The 16315-nt window shown below is 69.0% G+C and carries 13 protein-coding genes and 1 pseudogene; 9 read left to right on the forward strand and 5 right to left on the reverse strand.

Going from position 1 to position 16315, the window contains the following annotated elements; translation table 11 throughout:
- Positions 1–2: 2 nt before the first annotated feature.
- From lipB to G6N07_RS11965, 4 genes and pseudogenes are all read left to right on the forward strand, one after another.
- The gene (gene lipB / locus G6N07_RS11950) at positions 3–773 is read left to right on the forward strand and encodes a lipoyl(octanoyl) transferase LipB (RefSeq protein ID WP_085191275.1); all 771 of its coding nucleotides are present in this window, start codon (positions 3–5) and stop codon (positions 771–773) included.
- The gene (lipA, locus tag G6N07_RS11955) at positions 743–1717 is read left to right on the forward strand and encodes a lipoyl synthase (protein WP_404822156.1); all 975 of its coding nucleotides are present in this window, start codon (positions 743–745) and stop codon (positions 1715–1717) included. The genes lipB and lipA overlap by 31 nt, the downstream gene beginning before the upstream one ends.
- A gap of 4 nt (positions 1718–1721) precedes the next feature.
- Positions 1722–2474: a DUF4191 domain-containing protein gene (locus G6N07_RS11960; protein ID WP_085191279.1), complete on the forward strand. Its 753-nt coding sequence runs from the start codon at positions 1722–1724 to the stop codon at positions 2472–2474.
- 88 nt (positions 2475–2562) lie between these two features.
- Positions 2563–2754 (forward strand): annotated as a pseudogene (locus G6N07_RS11965) (amidohydrolase family protein); the annotation flags it as partial.
- 43 nt (positions 2755–2797) lie between these two features.
- Here G6N07_RS11965 and G6N07_RS11970 read toward each other — a convergent pair.
- Positions 2798–3280 (reverse strand): RDD family protein, encoded by a 483-nt coding sequence (locus tag G6N07_RS11970; RefSeq protein ID WP_085191283.1) that lies wholly within the window; start codon positions 3278–3280, stop codon positions 2798–2800.
- A 147-nt stretch (positions 3281–3427) separates the two neighbouring features.
- On the opposite strand from G6N07_RS11970, the gene glnA (G6N07_RS11975) reads away from it, so the two are divergent.
- From glnA (G6N07_RS11975) to G6N07_RS11985, 3 genes are all read left to right on the forward strand, one after another.
- Positions 3428–4864, forward strand: coding sequence for a type I glutamate--ammonia ligase (gene glnA / locus G6N07_RS11975; protein ID WP_085191285.1), 1437 nt, complete (start codon positions 3428–3430; stop codon positions 4862–4864).
- Between the two features lie 65 nt (positions 4865–4929).
- Positions 4930–5361: a D-aminoacyl-tRNA deacylase gene (gene dtd / locus G6N07_RS11980; RefSeq protein WP_085191287.1), complete on the forward strand. Its 432-nt coding sequence runs from the start codon at positions 4930–4932 to the stop codon at positions 5359–5361.
- A 32-nt stretch (positions 5362–5393) separates the two neighbouring features.
- Positions 5394–5945, forward strand: a complete 552-nt coding sequence (locus G6N07_RS11985; RefSeq protein WP_085191289.1) for a DoxX family protein — start codon at positions 5394–5396, stop codon at positions 5943–5945.
- A gap of 159 nt (positions 5946–6104) precedes the next feature.
- Here G6N07_RS11985 and G6N07_RS11990 read toward each other — a convergent pair whose 3' ends face one another.
- From G6N07_RS11990 to G6N07_RS12005, 4 genes are all read right to left on the reverse strand, one after another.
- Positions 6105–9068 (reverse strand): bifunctional [glutamine synthetase] adenylyltransferase/[glutamine synthetase]-adenylyl-L-tyrosine phosphorylase, encoded by a 2964-nt coding sequence (locus G6N07_RS11990; protein ID WP_085191291.1) that lies wholly within the window; start codon positions 9066–9068, stop codon positions 6105–6107.
- A 24-nt stretch (positions 9069–9092) separates the two neighbouring features.
- On the reverse strand, positions 9093–10433 hold the full coding sequence (gene glnA, locus G6N07_RS11995) for a type I glutamate--ammonia ligase (protein WP_085191293.1): 1341 nt from the start codon (positions 10431–10433) through the stop codon (positions 9093–9095).
- A 64-nt stretch (positions 10434–10497) separates the two neighbouring features.
- On the reverse strand, positions 10498–12024 hold the full coding sequence (locus G6N07_RS12000) for an alpha/beta hydrolase (RefSeq protein WP_085191435.1): 1527 nt from the start codon (positions 12022–12024) through the stop codon (positions 10498–10500).
- Between the two features lie 62 nt (positions 12025–12086).
- Complete coding sequence (locus G6N07_RS12005; protein WP_179959986.1) at positions 12087–13604, reverse strand: alpha/beta hydrolase; 1518 nt, start codon at positions 13602–13604, stop codon at positions 12087–12089.
- Between the two features lie 236 nt (positions 13605–13840).
- On the opposite strand from G6N07_RS12005, the gene panB reads away from it, so the two are divergent.
- Both panB and G6N07_RS12015 read left to right on the forward strand, forming a co-directional pair.
- On the forward strand, positions 13841–14689 hold the full coding sequence (gene panB, locus G6N07_RS12010; RefSeq protein WP_085191297.1) for a 3-methyl-2-oxobutanoate hydroxymethyltransferase: 849 nt from the start codon (positions 13841–13843) through the stop codon (positions 14687–14689).
- A 127-nt stretch (positions 14690–14816) separates the two neighbouring features.
- Positions 14817–16313: a CYTH and CHAD domain-containing protein gene (locus G6N07_RS12015; protein ID WP_085191437.1), complete on the forward strand. Its 1497-nt coding sequence runs from the start codon at positions 14817–14819 to the stop codon at positions 16311–16313.
- Positions 16314–16315: the final 2 nt, after the last annotated feature.

Consider the following 16315-nt stretch of genomic DNA (forward strand, 5'->3'; position numbering starts at 1 on the left):
ACATGGCGGTTTCGATCAGGTCGTCGACCCACCCCCCAGAGGTGCGGCACCTGGGCACCGTCGACTACCTCGACGCGTGGGAACAGCAGCGCCGGCTCGTCGATGCGCGGGTCGCCGGCGGACCCGACACCCTTCTGCTGCTGCAACATCCGGCTGTCTACACGGCGGGTAGGCGCACCGAACCACACGAGCGTCCCCTGGACGGCACGCCGGTGGTGAACACCGACCGCGGCGGCAAGATCACCTGGCACGGCCCCGGCCAGCTGGTCGGCTACCCGATCGTCGGACTGGCCGAACCGCTCGACGTGGTGAACTTCGTGCGCCGCATCGAGGAGGCCCTGATCGCGGTGTGCACTGACCTGGGGCTCGACGCCGGGCGGGTCGACGGCCGCTCGGGGGTCTGGCTTCCCGGTGACGGCCCGCGGCCGGAACGCAAGATCGGCGCCATCGGTGTCCGGGTGTCCCGCGGCACCACGCTGCACGGGTTCGCCTTGAACTGCGACTGTGACCTGTCGGCGTTCTCGGTCATCGTGCCGTGCGGGATCGCCGATGCTGGCGTGACGTCGCTGACCGCCGAACTGGGACGCCGCGTCACCGTCGCCGAGGTCACCGATGCCGTCACCGAGCGGGTGTGTGACGCGCTCGACGGCCGCCTGCCGATCGATGCGGGCGCGGTCGCGCGGGTAGAAGCGACACCGCGGCCAGAATCGACACGGCGGCCAGAATCGACACAGCGGCCAGAATCGACACAGCGGCTAGAATCGGCACAGTGACGGTCACGCCGCCGGAGGGCCGAAAACTCCTGCGCCTGGAGGTTCGCAACGCCCAGACGCCCATCGAACGCAAACCCCCGTGGATCAAGACCCGCGCCAGGATGGGACCGGAGTACCAAGAGCTCAAATCCCTCGTCCGGCGTGAAGGCCTGCACACGGTGTGCGAAGAGGCCGGGTGTCCCAACATCTTCGAATGCTGGGAGGACCGCGAGGCCACCTTCCTGATCGGCGGAGAGCAGTGCACGCGCCGCTGTGACTTCTGCCAGATCGACACCGGTAAGCCGACCGAACTCGACCGCGACGAACCGCGCCGGGTCGCCCAGAGTGTGGCGGCCATGGGGCTGCGGTACTCGACGGTCACCGGCGTCGCGCGCGACGACCTGCCCGACGGCGGCGCCTGGCTGTACGCGGAGACCGTACGCGAGATCAAGCGGCTCAACCCCGACACCGGCGTCGAACTGCTGATCCCCGATTTCAACGGCGACCGTGTGCAGCTGGAGACCGTCTTCGAGTCGCGCCCGGAAGTGTTGGCGCACAACGTCGAGACGGTCCCGCGCATCTTCAAGCGGATCCGGCCGGCCTTCCGGTACGAGCGCAGCCTCGCGGTGCTGACCGCGGCCCGCGACGATGGCCTGGTTACCAAGAGCAACCTGATCCTCGGCATGGGTGAGACGCCCGACGAGGTACGGACGGCGCTGGTCGACCTACACGAGGCGGGCTGCGACATCGTCACGATCACGCAGTACCTGCGGCCCTCGCCCCGCCACCATCCCGTGGACCGCTGGGTCACTCCCGAGGAGTTCGTCGAGTTCGCGGAGTTCGCCGAGGGTCTCGGATTCGTCGGCGTGCTGGCCGGTCCGCTGGTGCGTTCGTCCTACCGTGCGGGGCGGCTGTACGCGCAGGCTGCGCGGCTGAAATGGGCCGCGACGCCACCCGTATCCTGAGGGCATGGCCAAGACCCGCAACACCGCCGCCACCAAGGCCGCAAAGGCCGAGGCGAAGGCCGCCCGCAAGGCCGCGTCCAAGCAGCGGCGCAGTCAGCTCTGGCAGGCGTTCCAGATCCAGCGCAAAGAGGACAGCCGGCTCCTGCCGTACATGATCGGCGCGTTCGTCCTGGTCGTCGGTGTTTCGGTCGCGGTCGGTGTCCTCGCCGGCGGGTTCACGACGTACATGCTGATCCCGCTGGGCATCGTGCTCGGGGCGCTGGTGGCATTCATCATCTTCGGGCGCCGGGCGCAGAAGTCGGTGTACCGCAAGGCCGAGGGCCAGACCGGCGCCGCCGCGTGGGCACTGGACAATCTGCGCGGGCGGTGGCGGGTGACGCCGGGCGTCGCGGCGACAGGCAACTTCGACGCCGTCCACCGGGTGATCGGCCGTCCCGGCGTCATCTTCGTCGGCGAGGGCAACGCCGGCCGGGTCAAGCCGCTGCTCGCCCAGGAAAAGAAGCGCACCGCCCGGCTGATCGGCGACACCCCGATCTATGACGTCGTCGTCGGCAACGGCGAGGGCGAGGTGCCGTTGGCCAAGCTCGAGCGCCACCTCAACAAGCTCCCCGCCAACATCACCGTCAAGCAGATGGATGCGCTGGAGTCGCGGCTGGCAGCGCTGGGCACCAAGATCGGCCCGGCCGCGATGCCGAAGGGCCCGATGCCCGCGCAGGCCAAGATGCGCGGCGTCCAGCGCACCGTGCGCCGCCGTTAGCGGCGCGCCGCGACACGCACAGTAGGTCCACCGGCGATACTTCCGCAGGTGTGCACCGCGCGTGAGTGGGCGCCGCATTTCGCGGCGTTCGGTGCACGCCAACACGATCGGCGCCGCCTACCAGATCAGGCTGGACGCCTTGGTGGGCTCCGTCGAGGCCGGCAATCGCGCCGATCTGATCGTGCTCGACCAGATCATCCTGGAGGTCGACCTCCACGACATTCATCGCACGAACGTGGTGCTGACGATGATGAACGGGCAGATGCGCCACGAGGACTGACGTCGAATGTGAGCGTGTGCGCCGGTTACTGGCCCGGAAGAGCTCATGTTCGGCGAACCACCGCCGTCTTGGTGGCCAGATCGTGCAGCGCGCGCAGATCCTCGTCGGTGAACAGCGCCGGGATCACCAGTGCGATCAGCAGCCCGCGAACCACGGCGCGGCCCAGGCCGACGTGCTGTCGGTCGTCCATCGACACCACCATCAGCCCGAGGACGAACTGACCGGGGGTGAAGCCGAACAGGCGCACCGACGCCGCCCCGAGGAGGAACCAGATGACGAGGATCACCGTCGACAGCGCACCGACCGAGATGAGGCCGAGTGCCATCGCCAGCGCGGCCAGCCCGTAGGCGACGAACCAGTCGACGAGCAGGGCGGCGACCCGGCGGCCGAACCGCGCCATCGACCCGGGCCCGCTGTCGGGCGCGCCGAGCCTCTCACCCGGGTATTCAGTCGGTGGTCGGCCCGGGCCGCCGGGTCCGCGGTTCGATTCCGGTCCGGACAGCCAGGACCCGAGCGTGCGGGCCATACTGAAAGGATAGGGGTGCCCGCGGCGCCCGCCGCGAAACCGGGTGTGATGCTCCGCCGTAACGCTGCCGCAACATGCGGTTGACGATCGTGCAACATCGTGTCCCTAGCGTCAACGCGCGGGTTACCAGTAAAGGAGAAAAGTAGAGTGGCAGATAAGACGGCCGACGACATCATCAAGTTGATCAAGGACGAATCGGTCGAATACGTCGACATTCGCTTCTGCGATCTGCCCGGCGTCGTCCAGCACTTCTCGATCCCGGCCTCGGCCTTCGACGAAAGTGTCTTCGACGACGGTCTGGCGTTCGACGGCTCGTCTGTCCGCGGCTTCCAGTCGATCCACGAGTCGGACATGATGCTGCTGCCCGACCCGGCGACGGCGCGCATCGACCCGTTCCGGCACGCCAAGACGCTGAACATGAACTTCTTCGTGCACGATCCGTTCACCCGCGAGGCCTACTCCCGCGACCCCCGCAACGTGGCACGCAAGGCCGAGAACTACCTGGCCAGCACCGGCATCGCCGACACCTGCTTCTTCGGCGCCGAGGCCGAGTTCTACATCTTCGACTCGGTCACCTTCGACTCGAAGATCAACGGCACCTTCTACGAGGTCGATTCCGAGTCGGGTTGGTGGAACACCGGCGAGCCGTTCGAGGCGGACGGCAGCGCCAACCGCGGTTACAAGGTGCGTCCCAAGGGCGGTTACTTCCCCGTCGCGCCCTACGACCACTATGTGGACGTGCGCGACAAGATGGCCACGAACCTGCAGAACGCCGGCTTCATCCTCGAGCGCGGCCATCACGAGGTGGGCACCGCCGGTCAGGCCGAGATCAACTACAAGTTCGACACGCTGCTGCACGCCGCCGATGACGTGTTGCTGTTCAAGTACATCATCAAGAACACCGCATGGCAGGAGGGCAAGACGGTCACGTTCATGCCCAAGCCGCTGTTCGGGGACAACGGCTCCGGTATGCACGCCCATCAGTCGCTGTGGAAGGACGGCCAGCCGCTGTTCCACGACGAGTCGGGTTACGCGGGTCTGTCCGACCTCGCCCGCCATTACATCGGCGGCATCCTGCACCACGCGCCGTCGCTGCTGGCGTTCACCAACCCCACGGTGAACTCCTACAAGCGTTTGGTGCCGGGCTATGAGGCGCCGATCAACCTGGTGTACAGCCAGCGCAACCGCTCGGCGTGCGTGCGCATCCCGATCACCGGCAACAACCCGAAGGCCAAGCGTCTCGAGTTCCGCTGCCCGGACAGCTCGGGCAACCCGTACCTGGCGTTCGCGGCGATGCTGATGGCCGGCATCGACGGCATCAAGCGCAAGATCGAGCCGCAGGCCCCGGTCGACAAGGACCTCTACGAGCTGCCGCCGGACGAGGCCGCCGGCATCCCGCAGGCTCCGACGTCGCTGTCCGCGGTGATCGACCGGCTCGAGGAGGATCACGAGTACCTCACCGAGGGTGGCGTGTTCACCGAGGACCTGATCGAGACCTGGATCTCCTACAAGCGGGAGAACGAGATCATGCCGATCCAGATCCGTCCGCATCCCTACGAGTTCTCGCTGTACTACGACGTCTGAGCCGTCAGCGACGTGAAGGGCCGGGGGGTGTTCGCACCACCCGGCCCTGTCGCTTGGATGGACCCATGCGGGTTCTGGTGCAGCGGGTATCCTCAGCGAGCGTCGTCGTCGACGGCGACGTGGTGGGCGCCATCGCACCCACCCACCAGGGCCTCCTCGCACTGGTCGGCGTCACCCACACCGACGACGCGGACATCGCGCGCAAACTCGCCGGAAAGCTCTGGCGGCTGCGAATTCTCGACGGCGAGCGCTCGGCCGCCGACCTGGCCGCGCCGATCCTGGTCGTCAGCCAGTTCACTCTCGATGCCGACACCGTCAAGGGGCGGCGACCGTCATGGAGCGCCGCGGCGCCCCGACCGGTCGCCGAACCGTTGGTCGGCGCGTTCTGTGAGGCGCTGCGTGTGCTGGGAGCATCTGTGCAAACAGGAGTTTTCGGGGCGCACATGGAAGTGGAACTGGTCAACGACGGTCCGGTGACAGTGTTGCTCGAGCTGTGAACCCGCGGCATATCGGCGCGTAAGGTCAGCCCATGGCGACCACTTTCGACGCTCGGTTGGCGAGCTATTCCTCCCCGCTCCTGAGTGTTTTCCGCATCATTGCCGGCCTCCTGTTCGCACTGCACGGTTCGGCGAAGATCTTCGGCTGGCCGGTGGGTGAACCCATCCCGGTCGGCACCTGGCCGTTCTGGTGGGCCGGGATCATCGAACTTTCGGCGGGTCTGCTCATCGCAGTGGGCCTCTTCACCCGGGTCGCGGCGTTCATCGCCTCCGGTGAGATGGCCGTGGCCTACTTCTGGAAGCACTGGCCGCCGCTGGACGGGCCGGCGGCCAGCTTCTGGCCGATGCAGAACGGCGGCGAGGTGGTCCTGCTGTTCTGCTTCGGCTTCCTCGCGATCGCCGGACTCGGCGCCGGTGCGTGGTCGGCCGATGCCCGCCGACGCGGCCGGATGGGCGGCGTCGGGGCAGGCGGGGTGGCGCCCAACCGGGTGGTCACCGGGACCGCCGCACCCGCCGGATACGCGACCGGTCAACCGGTTCGCCGCGGCGGGCTGCTCAGCCGGTTCCGGCGGCCGCGCTCTTAGCTGGCCCTCGACCGCGACGCACGGTAGCTTCGTCGAGGGGCCTTCATGTCGGTGACGTGAAGACGCCGTTGTGGAACCGGTGGCCCCGTTGTTCGTAGCGAGCCGCGCGTACTCCTCGGTGCTCACCAGGTCGGACGGCCACTCCGGGGCTGTGCCGTCTCAGCCACCGAACACCTTGCGGACCACCGTCTTCGCGCGTCTCGTCACCCGCAGGTAGTTGTCGAGGAACTCGCCGCCGTCGTCGCTGTCCCAGCCGGCGGCCACCGCCACCGCGTTGAGCATCCGGCCTGGGCCGGGCAGCTGGTCGGTCGGCTTGCCGCGCACCAGCACCAGCGCGTTACGCGCCCGCGTCGCCGTGAGCCAGGCCTGCCGCAACAGGTCGACGTCTCCTTCTGCGATGAGTTCGGCGGCGCCGATCGCGTTGAGCGCCTCCAGCGTCGAGGTGCAGTGCAGGGCCGGCACCTTGTGCGCGAATCGCAGCTGCATGAGCTGGACGGTCCATTCGATGTCGGCCAGCCCGCCCCGGCCGAGCTTGGTGTGGGTGTTGGGATCCGCGCCGCGCGGTAACCGTTCGGCGTCGACGCGGGCCTTGATCCGCCGGATCTCCTGGACGGCTTGTGCCGACGCGCCGCCGGCCGGGTAGCGCGTCTTGTCGATCGTCAGCAGGAACCGTTCACCGAGTTCGAGATCCCCTGCGACGCGGTGCGCGCGCAGCAGCGCCTGCACCTCCCACGGCTGCGCCCACTGTGCGTAGTACGCCTCGTAGGACGCCAGCGTGCGCACCAGCGGTCCGTTACGTCCCTCGGGGCGCAGCCCCGTGTCCACTTCCAGTGGCGGGTCTGCGCTCGGGGTCCCCAGCCGTGAGCGCACCCCCTCGGCAACGCCGGTCGCCCACTTCACCGCGGCGGATTCCTCGGCGCCACTGCACGGTTCGCAGACGAACATCACGTCGGCGTCCGAGCCGTATCCCAGTTCCTGGCCTCCGAGCCGGCCCATGCCGATCACCGCGATTCGCGCGGGGGGCCCGCCCTCGGGGGCGTTGGCGCGCATCACCGCGTCCAGCGCGGCCTGCAGCACGGCCACCCACAGCGCCGTCAGCGCCCGGCACACCTGGGTAACCTCGAGCATGCCAAGCAGATCGGCCGAGGCGATGCGCGCGAGTTCGCGGCGCCGCAGTGTGCGCGCCGCGTCAATGGCCCGCACCGGGTCGGCGTGCCTGCCCGCCGACGCCACCAGCCCCCTTGCCATGGCTTCGGGTTCCGTGTCGAGCAGTTTGGGTCCGTTGGGTCCGTCGGCGTAGAGCTGGATGACCTCCGGGGCGCGCATCAACAGGTCGGGCACGTAGGCCGACGTCCCGAGCACCCGCATCAGCCGTTTGGCGACGGCTCCCTCGTCGCGCAGCGTGCTCAGATACCACCGCTGCTCGGCCAGCGCCTCGCTGATGCGGCGGTAGGACAGCAGGCCGGCGTCGGGGTCGGGGGTGTCGGAGAGCCAGTCGAGCAGCGTGGGCAGCAGCACCCGCTGCACCCGGCCGCGACGACCACGCTCACCGGTGAGCGCGGCCAGATGCGTCAGGGCGCTCTGCGGACCCTCGTACCCCAATGCCGCCAGCTGCCTTTCGGCCGCGGCGGTGCTCATCCCCGGCTCGATGCCCAGCGCCGGTTGGCGCACCGACTCCAGCAGTGGCTGGTAGAACAGCTTGGCATGCAGCCGCGACACCCGCAGGCTCTGCCGCTTGAGTTCCTCGCGCAGCACGCCGAGGGCATCGTGCTGCCCGTCGGGTCGGACGTGCGCGGCGCGGGCCAGCCAGCGCAACGCCTCGTCGTCGTCGGCCTCCGGCAGCAGGTGGGTCCGCTTGAGTCGCTGCAGCTGCAGCCGGTGCTCGAGGAGCCGCAGGAATTCGTAGGACGCGGTGAGATTGGCGGCGTCGTCGCGGCCGACGTAGCCGCCGGCGCCCAACGCCGCCAGCGCATCGACCGTCGACGCGACGTGCAGCGACTCGTCGTTGCGTCCGTGTACGAGCTGCAGCAGCTGGACGGCGAATTCCACGTCGCGCAGGCCCCCGGTCCCGAGTTTGAGTTCCCGACCCCGCACCCCGGCAGGCAGCAGTTCCTCCACCCGCCGTCTCATCGCCTGCACCTCGGGGACGAAATCCTCACGCTCACAGGCGGTCCAGACCATCGGAGACAGCGCCTGAATGTACTCGCGGCCCAGATCGGCGTCACCGGCCGCGGGCCGGGCCTTCATCAGTGCCTGGAACTCCCACGTCCTGGCCCAGCGCTGGTAGTAGGCGACGTGCGAATCCAGCGTGCGGACGAGTTGACCGTGTTTGCCTTCCGGACGCAGCGCCGCGTCGACTTCGAAGAACGCGTCGGCGGCGAACCGCATCATCTCCCCGGCCACCCGGGTGGTGGTCCCGTCGGCGGGGTCGGAGACGAAGATGACGTCGACATCGCTGACGTAGTTGAGTTCGCGCGCGCCGCATTTGCCCATCGCGATGATGGCGATGCGAGGCCGGTCGGCGTCGCCGCACACCGAGCGCATCGCCACCTCGAGCGCACTGGCGAGCGCGGCGTCGGCCAGGTCCGACAGGTGCTCGCCGACGGTCGAGAACGGCAGCACCGGTTCGTTCTCCACGGTGGGCGCCACGTCGAGGGCGGCGAGCACCAGCAGCCGGTCGCGGTACAGGGTGCGCAGCGGCAGCATCGCCGAAGCTGCGTCGGTGACCGATTGCGCGAGCGCGATGAACTCCTCGCGCAGCGCCTCGGCCGTCGAGAGCGCAACCTTGCCCGCGAGCAATTCCCACTTCTCGGGGTGGGCGACGAGGTGGTCGCCGAGCGCTAGCGACGAACCCAGCACCGCGAACAGCCGTCCGCGCAACGGTTTGTCGCTCAGCAGTGCGGCGTCGAGCCTGTCCCAGCCGTCGCCGAGCGCGTCGGCGAGGCGGACCATGGTCTGCAGTGCGCTGTCGGCGTCGGGTGCACGTGAGAGCGACCACAGTAGTTCGACGTGTCGGTCGGTGTTCCAGCCCAGCCGGTCGAGGTGCGCGGGGGCCTGGTTCTCCACCAGCCCGAGACGCCCGGTGCTGGGCAGCGTGGAGCGTTCGGTCGACGGTCGGGCCACGCTGCCGACGTTACCGCGCCCGTCTCACAGCGACAGGTACGCCCGCAGCTCGTACGGCGTGACATGGCTGCGATACGTTTCCCACTCCGCGCGCTTGTTGCGCAGGAAGTAGTCGAAGACATGCTCCCCCAACGCCTCGGCGACCAATTCGGAGTTCTCCATTTCGCCGAGCGCGACGCCGAGGCTGCCGGGCAACTCCTTGTAGCCCATAGCGCGGCGCTCTTCGGGGGTCAGGCTCCACACGTTGTCCTCGGCCTGCGGACCCAGCACGTAGCCTTTCTGCACCCCGCGCAGTCCGGCGGCCAGCAGCACCGCGAACGTCAGGTACGGGTTGCACGCCGAATCGGGGCTGCGCACCTCGACGCGGCGCGACGACGCCTTGCGCGGGGTGTACATCGGCACCCGGACCAGCGCAGAGCGGTTGGCCGCGCCCCAGGAGGCGGCCGTCGGCGCCTCGCCGCCGTGCACCAGTCGCTTGTAGGAGTTCACCCACTGGTTGGTGACGGCGCTGATCTCGCAGGCGTGCTCGAGGATGCCCGCGATGAACGACTTGGCGACGTCGGAGAGCTGCAGCGGGTCGTCGGGGCTGTGGAAGGCGTTGGTGTCGCCCTCGAACAGGCTCATGTGGGTGTGCATCGCCGAGCCGGGGTGTTCGGCGAACGGTTTGGGCATGAACGACGCCCGGACGCCGTCACCGAGCGCGATCTCTTTGACGACGTAGCGGAACGTCATCACGTTGTCGGCCATCGAGAGCGCGTCGGCGTAGCGCAGGTCAATCTCCTGCTGGCCGGGGGCGCCTTCGTGGTGGCTGAACTCGACCGAGATGCCCATCTGCTCGAGCGCGTCGATGGCGTGCCTGCGGAAGTTGGGCGCCGAGTCGTGCGCGGCCTGGTCGAAGTACCCGCCGGTGTCGGCCGGTACAGGTGGAGTGCCGTCGTTGGGGCCGGGTTCGAGGAGGAAGAACTCGACCTCGGGGTGCACGTAGCAGGAGAACCCTAGATCGCTGGCCTTGGCGAGCTGGCGGCGCAGCACGTGGCGGGAGTCGGCCCACGACGGCGACCCGTCGGGCATGGTGATGTCGCAGAACATCCGGGCCGAGTGGTGCTTGCCGGAACGGTCTACCCACGGCAGCACCTGGAAGGTGGACGGATCGGGGCGGGCGACCACATCGGCTTCCGAGACACGCGCGAAGCCCTCGATCGCGGAGCCGTCGAAGCCGATGCCCTCCTCGAAGGCGCCGTCGAGTTCGGCGGGCGCGATCGCCACGGACTTGAGGTAACCGAGGACGTCCGTGAACCACAGCCGGACGAAGCGGATGTCGCGTTCCTCCAGCGTGCGCAGCACGAATTCCTTCTGGCGATCCATGACCGCGAGCGTAGGTTCCGCCTGTTAATTCGGTGTTACGGCGCTGCTCCGACTGGATTCCCGGTCAGCACCGCAAACCGTTCGGCGGCACGACGCCGTCGACCAGGAACCGCACCACCGCCGTGTCGACACAGGCGTCGCCGTTGAAGACCACGGTGTGCTGCCTGCCCTCGAAGGTGATCAACGAGGCGCCCATCTGCCGCGCCAACGCGACACCGGCCTCATACGGGGTGGCCGGATCACCGGTGGTGGACACCACGACGACCTTCCCGGGGCCCGGGTTGGTGGCCGGCCGCGGCGCCGACGTGGCGGGCACCGGCCACAGCGCGCACACGTCGCGCGGCGCGTATCCGGTGAACTGGCCGTAGGACAGGAACGGCGCCGCCTCCCGGAATCGCCGGTCCGCCTGCACCCATGCGGCCGGATCCGTGGGGTAGGGCGCATCCACGCAGCGGATCGCGGTGAAGGCGTCCTGGCGGTTGCTGTAGTGGCCTGCGGCATCTCGGCGCTGGTACTCGTCGGCCAGCGTCAACAGGTCCCCGGGGTCAGTGCCGCGCTGCAGGCCCAGCAGCCCGCTGGTCAGATACGGCCAGAACCGCGGGCTGTACAGCGCGTTACCGGTGCCCGTGATCGCATCCTGGTAACTCAGTCCCCGTGGGTCGGCAGTGGCGGCCGGACGAGCCACCAGCGGGTCGACGAGCTGGCGGTAGCGCGCCACGAACTGGGTCGGGTCGCTGCCCAGTGGACAGCCTGCGGACTTGGCGCAGTCCGCCCCGTAGGTGTCGAAGGCCCGCTGGAATCCAGCCTGCTGCGCGACGGATTCGTCGATCGGGTCGAGGCTGGGGTCGACCGCGCCGTCGAGCACCATCGCGCGCAACCGGTCGGGATAGCGCTCGGCGTAGGCGGCGCCCAGTTCGGTGCCGTAGGAGAAGCCGAGGTAGTTGAGCTGATCCTCCCCCAGCGCCGCCCGGACCACCTCCATGTCCCGCGCGGCGTCGGCGGTGCCCAAGTTGGCCAGGAAGTCGCGGCCCATCCGCTCCACACACTGCTGGGCGAAGCGGCGGTGAATCCCCTCGATGTGCGCCACCCCGGCCGGGCTGTAGTCCACCATCGGTTCGCGGCGGTAGGCGTCGAATTCGGCGTCGGTGCGACAGCGCAGCTGCGGCGTGGAGTGCCCTACGCCGCGCGGATCGAAGCCCACCAGGTCGAAGCGCCGGCCGATCTCGGTGTCGGCGAGGGCGGCGCCCATACCACTGACGGTGTCGACCGCGGAGGCGCCCGGCCCGCCGGGGTTGACCATGAGCGCCCCGATGCGGTCGCCGGTGGCCGGGATCCGGATCACCGCGAGCTGAGCCTGGGCGCCGTCGGGCTGATCGTAGTTCACCGGGACCGAGACGGTCCCACACTGCGCGGTGGGTATCCGCGCCGCGTCGACCCACTGCTGGCACGTACCCCATACCGGCGGCCGGCCGAAGAGCTCGGTGGCGTCCCCCTCCGGGGTAGCCGATGCGGGGCCTGCGACACCGCCGGCGACGACGAGCGCCAACGCGCCCAGCGTCAAGGCCCGCCCTACCCGCCACATGGCGATCATGCTCGCACGGCCGATCAGCTCAGGCGCCACGAGCAGACAAACGGTGACCCGGCTGTGACCAGTCAGCGGCACCGGGTGTCCGGCGGCGGTACGACGACGTCGATAAGGTATCTGGCCGCGATCTCGTCGACGCAGGCGTTGCCCTGGAACACCACGGTGTGCTGGGTGCCCTCGAACGTGAGCATGGTGCCGCCGAGTTGGCGGGCGAGGTCGACACCCGCCTGGTAGGGGGTGGCCGGGTCGTTGGTGGTGGACACCACCAGGATCGGCGGTAGCCCGTCGACGTCGAGTTCGTGCGGCGTGCTGGTCGGCGGGACCGGCCAGAACGCACAGGTGCTCAGCGGGGCGTGTCCGGTGAATTCGCCGTAGCTCATGAACGGCGCCACCTCGCGCAGCTTGCGGTCCTGCTCGACGATCTTGTCGCGGTCGGTCACCGGCGGCCGGTCGACACAGTTGACCGCTACCCGGGCGTCGGTCGAATTGTTGTAGTGGCCCTGTGTATCCCGGCGCATGTAGAGGTCGGCCAGCGCCAGCATGGTGTCGCCGCGTCCGGCCTCGAGCTCGGCGAGCCCCTGAGTGAGGTAGCGCCACAGGCTCGGTGAGTACAGCGTCTGAATGGTGCCGACGATGGCGTCGCTATAGCTCAGGCCGCGGGGGTCGTCGGTTTTGGCCGGCTCCTCCACCAGTGGGTCGACCAGGCTCTTGTAGACCTCGACGGCCTTGGCCGGGTCGGTGCCCAGCGGGCAGTCCGGCCGCTTCGCGCAGTCGGCGGCGTAGTCGTTGAATGCGGTCTGGAACGCCGCGGCCTGGCGGATGTCGGCCTGCAGCGGGTCGGCATTGGGGTCGACCGCGCCGTCCAGGATCATCGCGCGCACGTTCTGCGGGAACTGCTCGGCGTAGGAGGCGCCGATGCGGGTGCCGTACGAGTAGCCCAGGTAGGTCAGCTTCTCGTCGCCGAGCGCGGCCCGGATCGCGTCGAGGTCCTTGGCGACGTTGACGGTGCCGATGTTGGCCAGGAATTCCTCGCCGGACTTGTCGACACAGCGTTCGATGAACGCCTTGGTCTCACTCTCGATGTGTTCGACACCCTCGGGGGTGTAGTCGACCTGGGGGTCGGCGCGGATCCGGTCGTTGTCGGCGTCGGAATTGCACCACACCGCCGGTGTGGACGACGCGACTCCGCGCGGGTCGAACCCGACGACGTCGAAACGTTCCCGCACCGACTGCGGGACCGCCGGCAGCATAGACACGGCCGCCTCGACACCCGACTCACCCGGTCCGCCGGGGTTGACCACCATCGAGCCGATCTTGTCGCCGGTGGCCTCGAAGCGGATCATCGCCAACCGGGCCACATCACCGTCGGGATCCCCGTAGTCCACCGGCACCGACAGCAGACCGCAGTCCGCACCGGCGGGGATGCGGGACTCGTCGGACGGCGCACCCGCCTGGCACGGCGCCCACTGGATCGGCGTCCCCGGCGGCGGGACGGCGATGACCGCGCGACCGTCGACCAGGTTGCTGCACCCCGCGACGAGCGGCAGTGCGATGACGGTCGCCGCGACCCCGATCCGAAGCCTCATGGGACCACATGCTGCCATGGATCGCCTCCGGTCCTGGCGAGCGGCGATTTCACCCCGTCAGGCATCGTGGTGACCAGCTAGGGGACCTAGCGAGCGGTTCGGCGGGGCCTGGTGTGAGCAACTGCACTTGACACGGTGTTCACCCTGGTGTGCCGGAGTGGCAGACTTGGTGCGTCAGACGAACCCGGGGACCCGGACGGGCCTCGAGGATCGACCCGACCATCAGAGGGACCACGATGTCTGAACAGACTGTCTACGGTGCTGCGAGCGATCAGCCCACCACCAAGCCGCGCGTCAAGGTTCGCACCACGCACCTGCAGAAGTGGAAAGCCGAAGGCCACAAGTGGGCAATGCTCACCGCCTACGACTTCTCCACCGCCCGGGCTTTCGACGACGCCGGCATCCCGGTGTTGCTCGTGGGCGACTCGGCGGCCAACGTCGTCTACGGCTACGACACCACGGTGCCGATCACGCTAGACGAGTTGATCCCGCTGGTGCGCGGTGTGGTGCGGGGCGCACCGCACGCGCTGGTCGTGGCCGACCTGCCGTTCGGCAGCTACGAGTCCGGCCCGGCGCAGGCGTTGGCGACCGCGACCCGCTTCCTCAAGGAGACCGGTGCGCATGCGGTCAAACTCGAGGGGGGCCAACGGGTCACCGAGCAGATCGCGACCCTGTCCGCGGCGGGCATCCCGGTCATGGCGCACATCGGTTTCACCCCGCAGAGCGTGAACGGCCTTGGCGGCTTCAAGGTCCAGGGCCGCGGTGACGGCGCCGACCAGACCATCGCCGATGCGATCGCCGTCGCCGAGGCTGGCGCCTTCTCGGTGGTCATGGAGATGGTGCCCGCCGAACTAGCCACCCAGATCACCGGGAAGCTGACCATTCCGACCATCGGCATCGGCGCCGGCCCCAACTGCGATGGGCAAGTGCTGGTCTGGCAGGACATGGCCGGGCTGACGTCGGGCAAGACGGCCAAGTTCGTCAAGCGCTTCGGCGATGTGGGCAGCGAATTGCGCCGCGCGGCAACGCAGTACGCCGACGAGGTGGCGGCCGGGACGTTCCCGGCCGAGGAGCACAGCTTCTAAAGCGAGCACCACCGCCTTGGTCGCCGAGCTGTCACAGCGCGGCGAGACAGGAAGCGATCCCCGTCGCCGGGCTCGTTCACGCGGTTGTGGCAGGCTTGTGGTCCCTCACGGACCAGCGAAGGTGGACATGGCAGGCAAGACGCCCAAGAGCTCTCGGTACACCAGCTCTCGGTACACCGAGGTGGAGCGGAAGTTCGAAGTGGTCGACTCGACCGTCGCGCCGTCGTTCGACGGGCTCAGCACGGTTTCCCGGGTGGAACGGCTGCCCGTCCAGCAGCTCGACGCCGTCTACTTCGACACGCCCGGACGTGACCTCGCCGCGCACCGGATCACGTTGCGGCGCCGCACGGGTGGCACCGACGCAGGCTGGCATCTCAAACTCCCGGCCGGGCCCGACACACGCACCGAGGTCCGCTCGCCGCTCGACGGTGACGAGAACGCGGTCCCCGACGATCTGCGCGATGTGGTGCTGGCGATCGTGCGCGACCGTCCGCTGGCACCCGTGGCGAGGATAAGCACGCGGCGAACCGTGGACATGCTGCACGGGCCCTCCGGTGCTGCGGTTGCCGAGTTCTGTGACGACATGGTGACGGCGTCGGCGGAGGGCGGCGAGGAGCAGCGGTGGCGCGAGTGGGAGCTGGAGCTCACCGGCGACGGGGACGCGAAGCTGCTCGACCGGTTGACCAACCGGGTGCTTGACACCGGGGCGTCACCGGCCGGACACGCGTCGAAGCTGGGCCGGGTGCTCGACACCGGACAGGCCGACGACGAGGTGAAGACCCGCACCGAGGATCCGGTGCGCCGAGCCGTCGCCGAACAGGTCGAGCAGCTGTTGGAGTGGGACCGCGCGGTGCGCGCCGATGTCGAAGACTCGGTGCACCAGATGCGGGTGACGACGCGCAAGATCCGCAGTCTGCTGCAGTCCGCCGAGCCGGTGTTCGGCATCTCCGACGACGCCTGGGTGCTCGACGAGTTGCGCCAGCTCGCCGCCATACTCGGGGTGGCGCGCGACGCCGAGGTCCTCGCCGAACGGTACGCCAATGCGCTCGACGGGCTGGAACCCGAACTGGTGCGCGGGCCGGTGCGAGAGCGGCTGGTGGAAGGCGCGAAGCGGCGGTACCAGTCGGGGTGGCGGCGGTCGCTGATCGCGATGCGTTCGCAACGGTACTTCCGTCTCCTCGATGCCCTCGACGGTCTGGTGGCCGCCGAACCGCCGGACACACGGTCCGGTGAGGGGCCGCCACTGACCACGATCGACTCTGCCTACAAGCGGGTCCGCAAGGCGGCCAAGAAGGCGGCGGCCGCCCCCGACACCGAACACGACGAGGCGCTGCACCGAATCCGAAAGGGCGCCAAGCGTCTTCGCTACACGGCGGCAGCCACCGGCAAGGACAAGGTGTCGGAGCGGGCCAAGGCGATCCAGTCGCTGCTCGGCGATCACCAGGACAGCGTGGTCAGCCGCACGCATCTGCTCCAGGAAGCCGAGGCGGCGCATGCGGCCGGAGAGGACACCTTCACCTACGGGTTGCTGTACCAGGTGGAGTCCGAGCTCGCCGATCAAGCGCGTTCGCAGCTCGACGACGCGCTGCGCGAGCTCGACGAGGCGGTGCGCAAGGGGAAGTGACG

Source organism: Mycolicibacterium doricum (assembly GCF_010728155.1).
GTDB lineage: Bacteria > Actinomycetota > Actinomycetes > Mycobacteriales > Mycobacteriaceae > Mycobacterium > Mycobacterium doricum.